General features: G+C 64.6%; 20 protein-coding genes. 13 read left to right on the forward strand and 7 right to left on the reverse strand.

The window, feature by feature from the left end:
- The 3 genes from ACEK02_RS08530 to ACEK02_RS08540 form a co-directional block, all read left to right on the forward strand.
- Positions 1-392, forward strand: a 392-nt coding sequence (locus tag ACEK02_RS08530) for a hypothetical protein (RefSeq protein ID WP_371421306.1), incomplete at its 5' end; no start/stop codon positions are given.
- 42 nt (positions 393-434) lie between these two features.
- On the forward strand, positions 435-635 hold the full coding sequence (locus ACEK02_RS08535) for a hypothetical protein (RefSeq protein WP_030090560.1): 201 nt from the start codon (positions 435-437) through the stop codon (positions 633-635).
- Positions 632-1,135 (forward strand): thermonuclease family protein, encoded by a 504-nt coding sequence (locus ACEK02_RS08540; protein ID WP_062787885.1) that lies wholly within the window; start codon positions 632-634, stop codon positions 1,133-1,135. The genes ACEK02_RS08535 and ACEK02_RS08540 overlap by 4 nt, the downstream gene beginning before the upstream one ends.
- A gap of 3 nt (positions 1,136-1,138) precedes the next feature.
- Here the strand turns inward: ACEK02_RS08540 and ACEK02_RS08545 are convergent, their stop codons facing one another.
- Positions 1,139-1,627 (reverse strand): hypothetical protein, encoded by a 489-nt coding sequence (locus ACEK02_RS08545; protein WP_371421307.1) that lies wholly within the window; start codon positions 1,625-1,627, stop codon positions 1,139-1,141.
- Positions 1,628-1,714: 87 nt separating this feature from the next.
- Between ACEK02_RS08545 and ACEK02_RS08550 the strand changes: the two genes are divergently transcribed.
- Complete coding sequence (locus ACEK02_RS08550; RefSeq protein WP_371421308.1) at positions 1,715-2,668, forward strand: hypothetical protein; 954 nt, start codon at positions 1,715-1,717, stop codon at positions 2,666-2,668.
- A 106-nt stretch (positions 2,669-2,774) separates the two neighbouring features.
- On the opposite strand, the gene arsH is transcribed toward ACEK02_RS08550, so the two are convergent.
- Genes arsH through ACEK02_RS08575 form a run of 5 tightly spaced genes read right to left on the reverse strand, consistent with a single transcriptional unit; the run spans position 2,775 to position 5,882 of the window.
- Positions 2,775-3,515 carry an arsenical resistance protein ArsH gene (arsH, locus tag ACEK02_RS08555; RefSeq protein WP_047100423.1) on the reverse strand — a complete coding sequence of 247 codons (741 nt, stop codon included), beginning with the start codon at positions 3,513-3,515 and terminating at the stop codon, positions 2,775-2,777.
- Positions 3,512-4,543, reverse strand: a complete 1,032-nt coding sequence (arsB, locus tag ACEK02_RS08560; protein WP_371421312.1) for an ACR3 family arsenite efflux transporter — start codon at positions 4,541-4,543, stop codon at positions 3,512-3,514. Before arsB ends, arsH begins: the two co-directional genes overlap by 4 nt.
- Before the next feature lie 42 nt (positions 4,544-4,585).
- Positions 4,586-5,011 (reverse strand): arsenate reductase (glutaredoxin), encoded by a 426-nt coding sequence (gene arsC / locus ACEK02_RS08565; RefSeq protein ID WP_047100425.1) that lies wholly within the window; start codon positions 5,009-5,011, stop codon positions 4,586-4,588.
- Positions 5,008-5,538, reverse strand: a complete 531-nt coding sequence (locus ACEK02_RS08570) for an arsenate reductase ArsC (protein ID WP_107394420.1) — start codon at positions 5,536-5,538, stop codon at positions 5,008-5,010. Before ACEK02_RS08570 ends, arsC begins: the two co-directional genes overlap by 4 nt.
- 11 nt (positions 5,539-5,549) lie before the next feature.
- The gene (locus ACEK02_RS08575) at positions 5,550-5,882 is read right to left on the reverse strand and encodes a helix-turn-helix transcriptional regulator (RefSeq protein WP_047100427.1); all 333 of its coding nucleotides are present in this window, start codon (positions 5,880-5,882) and stop codon (positions 5,550-5,552) included.
- A gap of 155 nt (positions 5,883-6,037) precedes the next feature.
- Here ACEK02_RS08575 and ACEK02_RS08580 point away from each other — a divergent pair, with 155 nt between their 5' ends.
- The gene (locus tag ACEK02_RS08580; RefSeq protein WP_047100428.1) at positions 6,038-7,180 is read left to right on the forward strand and encodes a tyrosine-type recombinase/integrase; all 1,143 of its coding nucleotides are present in this window, start codon (positions 6,038-6,040) and stop codon (positions 7,178-7,180) included.
- On the opposite strand, the gene ACEK02_RS08585 is transcribed toward ACEK02_RS08580, so the two are convergent.
- Positions 7,164-7,355 carry a hypothetical protein gene (locus ACEK02_RS08585; protein ID WP_053000810.1) on the reverse strand — a complete coding sequence of 64 codons (192 nt, stop codon included), beginning with the start codon at positions 7,353-7,355 and terminating at the stop codon, positions 7,164-7,166. The genes ACEK02_RS08580 and ACEK02_RS08585 overlap by 17 nt on opposite strands.
- Positions 7,356-7,397: 42 nt before the next feature.
- Between ACEK02_RS08585 and ACEK02_RS08590 the strand changes: the two genes are divergently transcribed.
- From ACEK02_RS08590 to ACEK02_RS08625, 8 genes are all read left to right on the forward strand, one after another.
- Positions 7,398-8,966 (forward strand): hypothetical protein, encoded by a 1,569-nt coding sequence (locus ACEK02_RS08590; RefSeq protein WP_371421309.1) that lies wholly within the window; start codon positions 7,398-7,400, stop codon positions 8,964-8,966.
- Positions 8,963-10,810, forward strand: coding sequence for an integrase (locus ACEK02_RS08595; protein WP_245897014.1), 1,848 nt, complete (start codon positions 8,963-8,965; stop codon positions 10,808-10,810). The genes ACEK02_RS08590 and ACEK02_RS08595 overlap by 4 nt, the downstream gene beginning before the upstream one ends.
- Before the next feature lie 58 nt (positions 10,811-10,868).
- Positions 10,869-11,234: a hypothetical protein gene (locus tag ACEK02_RS08600; protein ID WP_232333044.1), complete on the forward strand. Its 366-nt coding sequence runs from the start codon at positions 10,869-10,871 to the stop codon at positions 11,232-11,234.
- Positions 11,235-11,515: 281 nt separating this feature from the next.
- Positions 11,516-13,135: a PRTRC system ParB family protein gene (locus tag ACEK02_RS08605; RefSeq protein ID WP_371421310.1), complete on the forward strand. Its 1,620-nt coding sequence runs from the start codon at positions 11,516-11,518 to the stop codon at positions 13,133-13,135.
- A 33-nt stretch (positions 13,136-13,168) separates the two neighbouring features.
- Positions 13,169-13,600, forward strand: coding sequence for a PRTRC system protein E (locus ACEK02_RS08610; protein ID WP_030090565.1), 432 nt, complete (start codon positions 13,169-13,171; stop codon positions 13,598-13,600).
- A gap of 45 nt (positions 13,601-13,645) precedes the next feature.
- Positions 13,646-13,852, forward strand: coding sequence for a PRTRC system protein C (locus ACEK02_RS08615; RefSeq protein ID WP_030090566.1), 207 nt, complete (start codon positions 13,646-13,648; stop codon positions 13,850-13,852).
- A 1-nt stretch (position 13,853) separates the two neighbouring features.
- Complete coding sequence (locus tag ACEK02_RS08620) at positions 13,854-14,078, forward strand: hypothetical protein (RefSeq protein WP_233423706.1); 225 nt, start codon at positions 13,854-13,856, stop codon at positions 14,076-14,078.
- Positions 14,079-14,118: 40 nt separating this feature from the next.
- Positions 14,119-14,637 carry a hypothetical protein gene (locus tag ACEK02_RS08625; protein ID WP_371421311.1) on the forward strand — a complete coding sequence of 173 codons (519 nt, stop codon included), beginning with the start codon at positions 14,119-14,121 and terminating at the stop codon, positions 14,635-14,637.

A 14,637-nucleotide genomic window follows, 5' to 3' on the forward strand; every position in this document is an offset into this window, starting at 1 on the left:
TCGGCGGGGGGATCAGGGCTGACTCCATGAGCAGCACCAATCCTACCCGACTGGACGAATCTGTCGGCCCCTATGAGGATAGCTGTCCCCGCCACATTCTCGACCTTCTGACCCCGACCGACCGGGAGCACGCCCTCGACTGGCGCGCGCGGTGCCGTGCCAACCTGGCCCGCCGATCGCGCAAGATCGAGGACGGCGACCGGATCAAACTGGCCCAGGCGCTGACCTTCTCCGATGGTCATGTGGGTGACGAATTTATCGTCGTGAAGCGCGGCCGCCGCCTGAGTTTCCGCGATCCCGCGACTCGCTGCGGCTATGCGATCAGCCGGTTCATGGAGCGCGACTGGACGATCCTGCCGGTCACTAAGGTTCACAAGACGATCTTTGCATGAGTGCGTCAGCCAGTATCATTCCCGCAGCAGGGAGAAGCCATCATGTTTGCCGCGTGTCTTGAATTGTCGCCCAAGCGTCTGCAGCTTTGCAGCCGCGAGAACGCCAATCGCGTCGCAGGTCGCCTATTCGACGAGCGGCCGGGTAGGCTGTCGATCGTCCGCACTGGCGATCCGCTGCAACCATTCCGGGTCTGCACGACGCCGGCGGCCGATGATCATGTCGAGGTGGAGATGACATTTTGATCCGGATCGCGGCGGCCATCATCCTCGCGGGCGGAGCCGCTCTCACATCGCCCTCATGGTCTCAGAGTTTCGACGCGAAGGCGCGGGCGCTCGATGGCGATACCGTGGCCGTCGATTTCCGGTTGCTTGGGGTCGACGCATTCGAGCGCGGGCAGCTCTGTCGGCGCGCCTCGGGATGTTGGCAGTGTGGGAAGGCCGCACAGGATTTCGCCGCGAACGCCCTGCGCTCCAAGGCCGCGACGATCCGGCTCGTGTCTTCGTCTTCTTATGGCCGCCCCGTTGCGGTCGTTACAGTCGACGGCGCGGATTTGGGAGAGCGTCTTATCCGCGCGGGTCTCGCGACCCCGCAGGCGAGTTATCTCAGAGACGATCCCGCTCGCCTGCGCGCATATAATGCGGCCTTCGCTTCGGCCAGGAGGCAAAGGGCAGGGGCCTTTGCCGGAGACTGGATCGAACCGTCGCGCTGGCGGCACGGGAACCGCCTGAGCTGCGAGCGCTGATGGTCAGGCCGACAAAGTCGGGTCGGCCCACCAAGATGGTCCCTGCTCGAAATTTCCGTCCATCCTGACCAACGGCCCATCGGGCGCGTCGGCCACATAGGGGTTCACGAGCGGCATCACCGTCTCCTTCAGGCGCTTCTGTTCGCCTGCGATGCGCCCGCGCCGCTCCAGCAGATCCTCCAGCCATTCAAGATCGTCGAGCATCGACACCACGCCGCGGCCGGCGAGGCAGAAATAGATGCAGCGCTGAAAATCGTCGGCACCATCATTGCCCAGGATCTCCGCCAGCTTCAGCTTGCCCGCCGAAACCCCTTCATGCATCCAGCTTACCGCCTCGCGCAGCTCCCGCACCGAATAGTAGGCGTCCTCGACATGAATGCCGATCGCCGCATTGGCGATCATCCGACGGGTCGGCCGGTTCTCCATATCCAGCGCCGCATCCCGCAGCGTTATGTCGAGATCGAACAGGTGTCGGATGCTGGGCGTCGTCATGGCAAATCTCCTACTCATTAGAACGTAACGTGAACATGCGCGACCGTCAATTGTCCGCGTGCTTCCGTTGCGAGCGGAGCGCGCATCATGCCCATCAACGTCATCGTCGGCCTTCCGCACCTGAACGATGGGCCGATCCTTCAGCGGGCACGCGCGCTTGGCCGGACCGCGCTCATCTCGGCGAACGCGCTTTCACGTTGGTCCGAAAAGCGCGGCTGGCGGGAATGGACCGGATGGCGCCTGGGGCAACTCCAGAATGCACGGGGTTTGTCCGGCCTCTGCCTGGACTCCGCAGGCTTCGTCGCGACTGCGCGCTATGGTGGCTTCCCGTGGTCCCTGTCGGACTATGTATCGCTCGCGGCGGCCTATCCAGTCCAATGGTGGGCAAGTGCCGATTACTGCGTCGAGGCTGAGATCGCGCGAGATCGCGACGAAGTCTTCGACCGCCTGTCGCGCACCATCCGCGCCAATCGCGACTGCCGCATCCTGGGCGAGGATGCCGGAATAGCCGACAGACTGATGCCTGTGATCCAGGGCCGGCGACCATCCGACTATGAGCGCTGTGTCGATGCGCTCTGGGGTTCGCTCCGCCCCGGCGCATTGATCGGTGTCGGAAGCATGTGCCGGCGCGATATTCACGGACCGGAAGGCCTGATCGCGGTCATCGACCATCTCGATCAGATTCTTCCGGCCGGTGTTCTGCTCCACGCATTCGGCGTCAAGGGCACGGCACTGCCCTTCCTTCTGCCTTTCGCACACCGGGTCGCGTCGATCGACAGCCAGGCCTATGGCGTCGGTGCGCGTCGGGCAGCCCTGAAGGCGGGGATCTCCAAGACCGATCGCGTCGTGGCCGATTACATGGAGCAATGGCTCGCCGGTCAGTACCACCGACTAACCGAGCGGCCGCGCCGCCTTCCGCAGCAACGGCCTGCTGACGCAGATCCTCCGCCGATCGATCCCTGGGAGGCCGCAATCGCGCAGGCCCGTACCGAAATCCGCGATCTCATCGAGTCCGGCGATCTCTTAGGTCCGGTCCTCTGATCTGTCTCATTAGGAACGGATGCGGAGAGGGATCAGGCCGACCGCCGCGCTAACCCAAAGAGCTGGCGGTGGTCGGCCTGATCCCTCGCTTGGCGAGGCGCTCGACTTAAGCGATCGACTGCGATGCCAGATCGGGGGCGGCATCCTGCTTTGCCGCCTCCGCCTTCCGCTCCGAATAGCGGTCGACGAGCTGCACGGCGTGCCCACGGGTGAGCACGGTAAAGCGCACCAGCTCCTCCATCACATCGACGATGCGGTCATAGTAACTGGAGGGCTTCATGCGACCGGCTTCGTCGAACTCCTTGTAGGCCATCGCCACGCTTGACTGGTTGGGGATGGTGAACATCCGCATCCAGCGGCCGAGCAGCCGGAGCGTGTTGACCGCGTTGAACGACTGCGATCCGCCCGACACCTGCATCACCGCCAGCGTGCGGCCCTGGGTCGGGCGCATCCCCTTCATCTCCAGCGGCAGATGGTCGATCTGCGCTTTCATGATACCGGTGATCTGGCCGTGACGCTCCGGGCTGCACCACACCATGCCCTCCGACCACATGGCATGGTCGCGCAGTTCATGGACGGCGGGATGATCGTCGCCCTTCACCTGATCGGGCAACGGCAGGTCGGTCGGATCGAAGATGCGCGTCTCCGCCCCGAAGAACTGGAGCAACCGTGCCGCCTCCTCGACTGCGAAACGCGAGAAGGACCGTTCGCGCAATGAACCATAGAGCAGCAGGATACGCGGCGGTGGATCGCCCGCACCAAGCCCGAACGCGGGCCGCTCATGGACATAGCGGAGATCGAGCGCCGGCAGATGATCCGGGTCGGTCAACTCGCTGATACGGGTCAAGCAGCGGCTCCCTTCTCATACCAGCCGCGTGTCCGCTTCACGATCGCCACGACCGACAGCATCACCGGCACCTCGACCAGCACGCCAACCACCGTGGCGAGCGCGGCGCCGGACTTGAGGCCGAACAGGCTTATTGCGGCGGCCACCGCCAGCTCGAAGAAATTGGACGCGCCGATCAGCGCGGCGGGCGCCGCCACGCACCATGCGACGCCAAAACGGCGGCTCAGCCAATAGGCCAGCCCGGCATTGAAATAGACCTGTACCAGAATCGGCACGGCGATGAGCGCGATCACAAAGGGCTGCGCGACGATTGCCTCGCCCTGGAAGCCGAACAGCAACATCAGCGTCGCCAGCAGGGCGGTGAGCGACACCGGCCCGAGCCGGGCCAGCAGCCGGTCAAGCGCGGCCTGTCCGCCTGATGCCAGCACGGCGCGACGGACGAGCTGCGCGACGATCACCGGCACGACAATGTAGAGGCCGACCGAGAGCAACAGCGTATCCCACGGCACCGTCACCGAGGCGACGCCGAGCAGCAGCCCGACCAGCGGTGCGAAGGCGAACACCATGATGAGGTCGTTCAGCGCCACCTGGCTCAACGTGTAATTGGGTTCGCCGTCGCAGAGGTTCGACCACACGAACACCATTGCCGTGCAGGGCGCAGCCGCCAGCAGGATCAGCCCGGCGATATAGGACGGCGCTTCGCCCGCCGGCAGCAACGGCGCGAACATCCAGCCCAGGAACAGCGTGCCGAGCAGCGCCATCGAGAAAGGCTTGACCGCCCAATTGATGAACAGCGTGACACCGACGCCCTTCCAATGCTGGCGCACCGATCCCAGCGCGCCGAAGTCGATCTTGAGCAGCATCGGCACGATCATCAGCCAGATCAGCACCGCGACGACGAGATTGACCCGCGCCACCTCGGCGGAGGCAATCGCGCCGAACAGGCCGGGCAACATATGGCCGAGCGCGATCCCAGCAACGATGCAGAGCGCCACCCACAGGGTCAGATAGCGCTCGAAGAAGGAGATGCCGGGACGAGCCGGCGTGGCGTCGAGAACGGTCGCCATGCCTCAGATCACCCGCGCGCCGGCCGCATCGACGACCTGTTGGCCGTCCTCCTTGGCGAATGCGCCCTGTTGCGGTGCGGGTAGCAGGTCCAGTACCGCCTCCGAAGGGCGACACAGTTTCACGCCGAGCGGCGAGACGACCAGCGGCCGGTTGATGAGGATCGGGTGTGCCATCATTGCGTCGATCAGGGCTTCATCTGACAGCGAGGGATCGCCCAGGCCTAGTTCGGCATAGGGCGTGCCCTTCTCGCGCAGCAGCTCGCGCGGCGTGATCCCGGCGCGCGCGATGAGCTGGACCAGCAATGGCCGCGACGGTGGGGTCTTCAGATATTCGATGACATGCGGCTCGATCCCGGCATTGCGGATCAGGCCCACCACGTTGCGCGACGTGCCGCACTCCGGGTTGTGATAGACGATGATGTCGGTCACGCCGCATCTCCCCGGCGAGTGGTCGAGCCTTCGGTATGGCCGATCTCGCGCAGCTTGGCGGTCAGCGCCGTGGCTTCGAGCTTGTCGATCGGCAGCGAGATGAACAGCCGGATACGGTTTTCCAGATAGTTCAGCGCCATCACGAAAGCGCGTTCGCGCTCTATGTCACCGCCCTGGACATGGCTTGGATCTTCGATGCCCCAATGGGCCGTCATTGGATGGCCGGGCCATACCGGGCAGACTTCACCGGCTGCGTCGTCGCAGACGGTGAACACGAAATCCATGACCGGCGCACCGGGCCGGGAAAACTCCTCCCAGCTTTTCGAGCGCAGGCCCTCGGTCGGATAGTCGAGCCGTTCCAGCAGTGCGAGCGCGTCGGGGTTAACCGCGCCCTTGGGATAGCTCCCGGCCGAGAAGGCATGGAAGCGACCTTGGCCGAGCTTGTTCATGGCGCTCTCGGCGAGGATCGAGCGTGCCGAATTGCCGGTGCAGAGGAACAGGACGTTGAACACGCGATCGGTGGACATGGCAGTCTCCGTCAGCAGCAGGGGACGAGTTCGGCGACGAGCGGTGCACACAGTTCCGGTTTTCCGGCGCAGCAGTCCTTCACCAGAAAGAGGGTCAGCGCGCGCAGCGCATCGAGGTCGGCGCAGTAGATGATCGACCGGCTTTGCCGCTCGGACTTCAGCAGGCCCGCGCGCGTCAACGCGGCGAGGTGCGCGGACATCGTGTTCTGAGGAACGTCGAGCGCTTTTGCGATCTCGCCGGCGGGCAATCCTTCGGGCTCGTGGCGCACCAGCAACCGAAATGCGTCAAGGCGTGTGCCCTGCGCGAGAGCGGCCAGGGCCGTGATAGCCGAATCAGTATCCATATATCCGAGATAGTGGATATATGGATGAATTGGAACAGGCGTCGTGTCGCCCGGCCCAAAAAGTGCTCGCTCAGCCGACTGTCCGAACTGGAAAGGCCGGGATGATGCTAGAATAACCGCCCTGATCCCGCGTGCGTGAGGCGGAGGTGTGATCCATGGTGACGATCATCCGTGCCGTTCCAGGTGAGCCCGGCATTCCCGCCGGGTTCCCCATCCTGTTCGACGCGAACATGGCCATCATCGAGCCGGCCTTTGCCTATCTGCTCGAACATGCCGAGGTTCATGGCCACTCCCAGGCCTCGGAGACGGTACGGACCTATGGCGAGCACCTGTATGAGTGGTTCGATGCGCTCGAGCAGTCCAACATCAAATGGGATGTCGCTGACGAGCATATACTCGCAGCTTATCGATCCCGAATGCTCGAAGGGCCGAGCCAGCATACCGGGCGGCCGTTTGCCCGCTCCACCATCAATGCCCGGGTTGCCACCGTCTATCGCTTCTATTCCTGGGCCCTCGATCACGACTTCATCCGGCATCGTGCGTTCCCGCGACCGTTGCAGACACGGCAGGGCAGGGGACCGCGTGTTGGGCCACAGATCAGACGCCGTTCGACCGGGAGCCTCACGGTCTCGGTCCCGGAGCAACTGCCACGACCAATGCGCCCCGATGAGCTGGCAAGGCTGTTCGCGCAGCTTGCGCCGACCGCGCGCCTTGCAGGGGAGTGGGCGCTGTGCGCAGGCCTTCGACGCAAGGAACTATGTGCTCTGGCGGTCGATCAGATACCGGATAGCTGGTCGCTTCACCCGGAAGAGACGCCGCTTGTAGGCGTGCCGCTCAGCATCACCAAGGGCGACCGGCCGCGAACGGTCTATCCGCCGGTTCGCCTGCTTGATCGCACGCACTGGTATATCGGAGAGGACCGGGCCCGGATCGTGCGGCGCGCGCGCAATGCCGATCCCCGCTACAGGGCGCCGCCCAATCTTCTCCTGAATGAACATGGCCGTGCGATGACGCGCAAACGCCTGACGGCGCTTCTGTCCGAGGCGTTCGCGGCCGCTGGGTTGCCCGGCACGCTGCATTGGCTCCGTCACACCTTCGCGATGGTGATGCTCACGCGGCTTCAGATCCAGGCTCGTGCCAATCCGGCGCTGAATCCGCTGAAGATCGTCCAGGTTCTGTTGGGCCATGCCTCGATCGCGACGACCGCCATCTACCTGCGCTGCGTCGAGCTGTACGAACCCGATATCAACGAGAGCCTTGCCTGGCTCTACGGCGAAGCGATCAACGATGCTGGCTGAGGGACGGATCGACCGCCGTATCGCGATCGATCGAGCATCGACCGCGCAAGCGCCAGATGATCGACGCTTCTCCTTTCGTGATGAATGGGGACAGGTCGTGCAGACGTTCGATCCGGTCGCCCTCGACATGCCACATGACCTCACCTGCGCCTTTGTCGAGGCGTTCAGGGTTCATGATGCCGGATCTTCGATCTCCACACGACGCGGACGCTGGAGAGTGATCCGGCGCTTCGGTCGCTTCCTACGCACAGAAGGCGTAAGCTGTGCTGCTGATGTGAACGCCGGCACGATCCGGCGCTACATTGATGCGCTGGCACCCTCGATAGAAGGCCGCCAGCTCAGCCGAGCCACGATGGCTCAACGCTTCGCCAGCCTGAAACCATTGCTCGAGCGCATCGAGCAGACCGATCCGGATCTGTTCGGGAGCGCGCTCGCCATCCCCTACAGCCCGTTCCCCAGCACGGGGTGGGCGCCAGAACCCAAAGCCCGGCTCACGGCAGCGGAAATGAAAACGATCCTCGCGGCCGCCTATGAAGAGATCGACATCGCATGGGCGCGGTTCCAGCGCGGCCAGAAGATCATCGCCTCTCCCCAACCCCCGGAGGGAACTGGTCCGAGAGAGGCGCTCGCGCGCTGGGTGTGGAAACTCCACCGGATCGGCGGCGGCATCGCTCCGAGCGGCGAGGCAATCCGCGCTGCCGGGATCAACCCGAACTCGCTCGAGCATCATGGACGTCAGGAGGCGATCGCTCAGCATTATCACCTGACCTCGCACACGATGGGGCCGTTCTTTGTCGCGCTGGCGATCCAGCTTGCCGCCAATCCCCAGCCTCTTCGGGCGATCCGCCGCGACTGCCTCGTGCCCCATCCACTCGATGATCATCGGGTCATGGTGGAATGGCTCAAGCAGCGGGGCGGTCGAACTCCGAAAATGCAGCGTCGGTCCTTCGACCGCCGTAAAATGCGATCCGCACCGCGTCTGATCGAAATGCTGCTGGCGATGACCGAGCCGCTGATCGAGCATGCTCCGCCTGAAGAACGGGAATGTCTGTTCCTGATCCGCTATCTGTCGCGGGCCTATTATCGCAGGCACGACTATCCTGCCGGCCTGATCGCGCCCGACAGCATCCCCGGGTTCATCAATCGCTTCATCGGCCGCACCAACAGGCGGATCGAACGCTGGAACACCGCACATCCGGAGCAACCGAAACCACTGGTGCCCAAGTTCACGGCCTCGCAACTACGCGGCAGCGTCGCCACGGAGCATTATCTGGCTTCTGGCGGCGACCTGCGCGCGGCAGGGACGGTTCTCAATCACGCCAGCCTCGTCACGACCGATCGCTACGTCGAGGGACCGGCCGCACGGAAGCTCGAGCAGGAGACGATCGCGCGCCTTCAGAAGCTCATGGTAGCCTGGGTCTGCGGACCCGACCGGAAGGAGCCCGCCCGCCACGGCCCGGTAACGGCATTGTTCGGGCATCGTTGTCTGGCGCCTGTCGAACAGGGCGCTGACGGAAATCCGCATCTCTGTCCGAGACTGCGAGGTTGCCTTGCCTGTCCGGGGCTGATCGTTCCGCTTGATGTCGAGCGGTTCGCGCGCGTGCTGCAAGCTCGCCGGCATCTTCTCGACGCCCGCGATCAGATCGATCCGGCTCGCTGGGCGTTGTTCTATGCGCCCAGCTTGCAGGTGCTCGAACATGATCTTCTTCCGGCGTTCCCGCCCGACTTGAGGGAGGAGGCAGAACAACGGGCCGCGATGCTCCCCGATCTCCCGGAACTGGAATGAGCGTTCCGCTCCTCGCCTTGCCGCAGGCCTCGCTGCGCGTCTCTCCGCACTCGATGTTCGGCGACGACCATTGGCAGATGGCGACAGGCGTCGTGGGTCAGCGGGACACCACCTTCCGCGTCGACTGGGGGTTCACACTGCCCGACGGAAGCCGGTTCAACGAGCCGCATTGGCGGACGCTGCGCGAGGCGAGCAAGCATCTGCTCTGGTCGTTGCACAGCGATCCACCTCCCGGTCGATCCGCGCTCTCGTTACGTTCGCTTGGAACGCAGGGAACGCTCCAGCGGGTCGTGCTGGAATGGATGGCGGGCCGCGGCCTGGCTCGATGGTCGGAACTGGATGACGAGGCCATCCGGCATCTATTCGATGATCTCGCCCAGCGCCCGAGAGACAATGGCACGATGGCGCTATCGACCGCGAGCAACTACCGCACGCTGCTGCGGGCGTTTTACCAACAGCGTGAGAAGCTTCCCGACACCCCGAAATCCGCGCCGCCTGCGCTCAATGAGCTGGGCCGTTGGCGCCCGGTCGAGCGGTGGCCCTATACGCCTGATGAAATCGCAATGCCGCTCGTTGCGGGAGCGCTCCATCTCATCGGCGAGCCAGCCGATACCATCCTTCATATGCGTGACGACATACAGGCGCTGCACGATGCGGCTTCCGCAAAAGGGCATGCAAAACCGGGGCGTTCCAGGCGCATACGCCGATACCTGCACGCTGCTCCACCGATCGAGTTTGTTCCTGGGCAGGCTCAGCCGCTGACGGTCCAGCCGATGCTCACCTTCAATGGCATGGTGGCCCGTCTCTACGAGGCTTGCTTCATTGTCCTCGCCTATCTCGTTGGGCCGCGCGCTTCGGAAATCCTATCGCTGGAAGCCGGTTGCATCGAGCGGGTGCAGGGCGAGCAGCAGAAGATGTTCGCCTATCTGACCGGCACGATCCGAAAGGACGCTCCAGGAGACGGAGTGCCGCATCGCTGGATCGCCCCCGAACCCGCCGTTCGCGCCATCGAAGTTCTTGAGCGCCTATCGGCACCATGGCGAGCGATCGACGGCCGACAATATCTCTGGCTGCTCCAGGTCCGCCCGGGGAGCGCGATCCGAACCTCGGCATTGCCGATCGAGCCGCTCACCAGTTCGGCTATGAATATACGCCTGAATGACGGCATTGGGGCCGCGCTTCGCCTTCCCGAAATCAACGGTGAAAGCTGGAGGCTTGCCACCCACCAGGGCCGCAAGACCTTCGCGCGGTTCGTGGGCCGGCGCGACAGGACCGGTCTCGCGGCATTGGCCAAGCATCTCGGGCATGTGACCCGCGCCATGACCGACCGCGCCTATGTCGGCACGGACTTCGAGCTGGTTGAACTGGTCGACGCCCAGGCGGCACGAGAAACCCGCGCCGCGCTCGAAGAGTTGCTGGTCGCGCCTCGCCTGGGCGGCAAGGCGGGGCGCGATCTTGCGGCGCGATCGCCGTTCCGCGGTCGCACGCACGATGGCGACCTCGATGCCTACATCACCCGCCTGTTGGCCGATACCGACATCAGGCTCGGCGTCTGCGACTGGGGCTACTGTCTCTACCGTCGGGAGACGTCTGCCTGCCTCGGGTCCGACAAAGAGCCCAATCCCGTTCTCCGCACGCAGGGCACATGCGTCACTTGCGCGAACTTCGCGGTGAGCGAACGTCACAAGCCGGTCTGGGAAGCCCGCCTGAAACGAAACCTGGCTCTCCTGGAAAGAACCGACCTTGACCCTGAAAGCCGAAATCTGGCGATCACGCGGGTCGAGGAGAGCCGCCGCGTGATCGACGATCTCGATTTGCAGCCCGCCGATGGCAACCTCGGCTGATACGCCCCAAGGGCGTCGCCGCGAGCGGGTCGCTACCCGCCTGCGGGAAGCTCTCGCCGTGTTGCGCGCCGATCCTGAATCCGAAATCTCCGTTGCGGCGCTGGCCCGGCACGCCGGCATCGGACGCAATGCGCTCTACACCAATCATCGCGCTGTGCTTGAAGATCTCCGTGCCCTTCAGGCTGAACGATCTCCGGCTTCGGGTCAGGATGAGGTTCCAAAGCTGGATGGAGGAAAGGGGGAGGCGGAGGTGCGGATCCGGGTGCTGGCCACCGAGAATGCCTCTCTCTTGCGGCGCGCGTTGATCGCGGAGAGCCGCGCGAAGCGGTTGGAGGAGCGCAATGCCGACCTTGTCCGCGAGCTTCGGGACCGACGCAATGTTGCTATGCTGCCGATCGCCCCGCCGAATGCGTCCGAAGAATAGCCGCGCGCGGGGCTAACCAGACGTCCGGTTAGCGAGCGCGCCCGAAAACCCTTCAAGGTCAGCCAACTGGACCTAATCGGACAGGCCGAACCAGACCTAAGACCTCGATCATGATGAGATGTTCGAGCCGTGGCTCGAGCAATGGGCGGCCGACATCTTCCATGACCAGACGGCGGAGCGGTGAAAGGGGAGGGGGAGTGGAAGGGTGAGCATCAGGCTCACCGAAAGGGTGCGCGTCGCGAGCAAGCGCGTGCACCGCCATTCTCACTAGGAGAACCGCCTTGACCGCATCGCACCCTGTCGGGACCGCCATGGTCCCGCTCGCCCGGATTGCCGTGGGCTATAATCCGCGCCGCTATTTCGACCGGAAGAAGCATGACGAACTCGTCGCCTCCCTGCGTTTGCGAGGCATGCTGCAGCCGATGCTGGTTCGGCCCGCTGCCGACCTGCCGGAGCATTTCACGATCGTCGCGGGCGGTCGCCGCTACCGGGCCGCAATGGAAGCCTTTGGCGAAAACGCCGAGGTGCCGGTCCTGATCCGGGAGATGACCGACCAGGAGGCGCTCGACGCGGCGATTGCCGAAAACGACGATCGCGATGATCCTTCCGAGACCGAGCAGGCGGACGCGGCCGTTCGCTATCTCGCGGCGTGCCAAGGCGACCGGGCTGAAGCTGCACGGCGGCTTGGCTGGTCCCGCGCAAAGCTGGACCGCCGGCTCGCGCTCGCCGACCTTTCCGAGACCGTCAAAACCGCGCTCGACGAGCGCCGGATCAAGGTCGGACACGCCGAATTGCTCGCCGCCGTTCCCGCCGACAAGCAGGACAAGGCGCTCGAGACGATCATCGCGGCCGGCCTTGACATCGCAAAGACCCGCGATCTTCTCATGAAGGTCACGCAGCGCCTCGCCGATGCCCTGTTCGACAAAACGGAATGCACCACCTGTCCGTTCAATTCAGGGACGCAGCGCGCCCTGTTCGACACCCATGTCGACGATGGCCACTGCACCAACGCTACCTGCTTCCAGCTAAAGACCGAGGCGGTCGAAGCTGCACGCCGTGATGCGGAGGCGGCCGCCGAGGCCGAGGACGCCGCCGCAGCGATCGAACACGATGACGGCGATGATGACGCTCTCGCCGACGATGGCGACGAAAACGAGGACGGCGGTGAGATCGGCGGTCTGACCGATGACGCAGCGCCTTCAGCACCTCTGGTCGGTCGCGGAACCGTCGTGCGCAAGGTTTCCACCAGCACCGGGCCCAGTGTTACCGCAAAGTCCATCGCAGGCCGCACGACCGACCTGCGGGAGGCGACATGGCGCACGGCGCTCGCCCGCGGGCTGGCCGACGATCCTTTGAACGCCCAGGCGGCGATCCTCGTGGCAGCGCTGACCGGCACGCTTTCGCACATCAAGTCAGGCACTTTGACCTCGCGCGCTGCACTGCTGGTCGACGCCGCGTTCCCCGATCGCGGTTTCAAGGAAAAGATCGCAGAGATCCGCGAGCTATCGGAGGTTCAGGCCACCACGGTGCTGGCTGCGATCGGGGCAGCATATGCCCGGGACGTCCAGTCGTTCGCGCACGTCGCCGATCTCGCCGGCGCCTTCGGCATCGACATCCGGACAGTCTGGCAGGTCGATCGCGCTTTTCTCGAACGATACACGAAGGACGAGCTCAAGTTCATTGCCGCCGAGAGCGGCCTGGTCGCGCACATGGGCGAGAAGGCATTCGCAAAGTTGCTCGGCGCCAAGAAGGGCGACCTGATCTCCGGCATGTTGAATGCTGTCGGGTTCGATTGGGCTGGCCGGGTGCCAAGCGCGATGGCCCTCGATGGCCGCTATGCGCCGCCCAATTCGCTTCCGCCCGCCAAGGCCGACGAGGTTGTCACCGAACTGGCCGCCTGACCTCGCCCAACTTTCCAATCAAGGAATCCCACAATGCTGATCACCAATCTTCTGCCCATGCTGGGCAGCTATTCGCTCGCCTTCGATCTTGTCGCCGGCGATGACGGTGTCGTTACCCTCATCATCATTCCCCGCGTCGCCGAAGGCAAAACGCACAAGGCCGAGGCCGGCGAGCTGCGTCCGATCTCGATCACAGCGACGGCCGCCGAGATCGATGCAGAGCTTGCGAAGGGCGCCGAGGGGGCGCTCGGTGGGCTGATTGCCACACGCATGGCGCTTGCCGATCAGATCGCGACCCAGCGGGACGCGGCCGAGGCCGCGCGCGCGGCGTCTGCGGAGGCGGCGAAGGCAAAGGCGGCATCGGCACCCGCCAAGCCGGTAGTCGCAGCGAGCACGCCGGCCGCGCCAGCGGCGGGCGCCCTGCCGGCCGATGCAAAATCGGAGGAGCCCGCCAGCCTCTGGTGATCGGAAGCAACCGACACCCTTTGCAATTCCAACAAGGACATTCCGATGCAGATCGACCATCTTGCCCGCGTCTACCGCTATGACGGTATCGACCTCCCGCAGCCGCCGCACCTTGCCAATGACCCGCAGGGGCTGCGCGCCTACCACGCCACCCTCTACCCGGCGATCCTCAATGCCGACCTGGTCGATGCCGGGGTTACTGGCGGTGTCCACGTCACCGAATATCGCCGAGCTGTCGGCACCAAGGGCTGACATGGCGCGCGTTCAAATGGCGGCCATCCCCGCCGCACCGCGCTGCACGCTGCTCCATTGGATCGAGAACGACCATGGCAACACTTCCGAACTCTCCCGGCCTGCCTGCAGCAAACAAGCCCAGGCCCTCCATGCGAAGATCATCCTCGACGCGGGCACGCGCGAGGATGGTCCTGCCGATCCTATCCCGCCACCCACAGGACTCTCCCTTCCTCCGCTCGGCTGATCTGGCAGGACGGACCGTCCATATCTCCCCTGATATTCCGGTGATGTTCGATCGACCTTTGGCGGCCCACCATAAGCTCGTCGGCAGTTGGGTCGCCTCGAAAGAGCAGGAGACAGTGCACCGCACGCGCCCTGAGGCGCGCCGACATATCGAACGGGTCTTCCAGACCGAGGTCCTCGAAAGCTTGCGGAGCTGCACGATCGCGGACCTGCGCGTCGTCGTGCTCAACGGCGAATCCTGCGGGGCGCCGGCGGTCGCGATCGTCTGCGACAGTGTCGGGCAGCTCGATCTCGGATGGATCGAGGACAGCAAGCGGCCGATCCCGTGGCGCGCGGCTGCGTATCGGGTGCTCGAGCGCACGCTCGGAAGTGCTCTCCCGATCTTCTGCTACGATGACCTCTTCGACAACATCTCGATGTACTATTGGGACGGCGAGACCGAGGACGCCGCTGCGCGCGAGGCCCTCGTTGCGCTCCATGGGGCTGACGACAGCGAGATCGCGGCCCTGAGAACACCGGGAATAAAAGGGGCCACGGATCGGCCGGTAGCACCGGATTAA

Origin of the sequence: Tardiphaga sp. (assembly GCF_041424195.1) — a bacterium.
GTDB lineage: Bacteria > Pseudomonadota > Alphaproteobacteria > Rhizobiales > Xanthobacteraceae > Tardiphaga.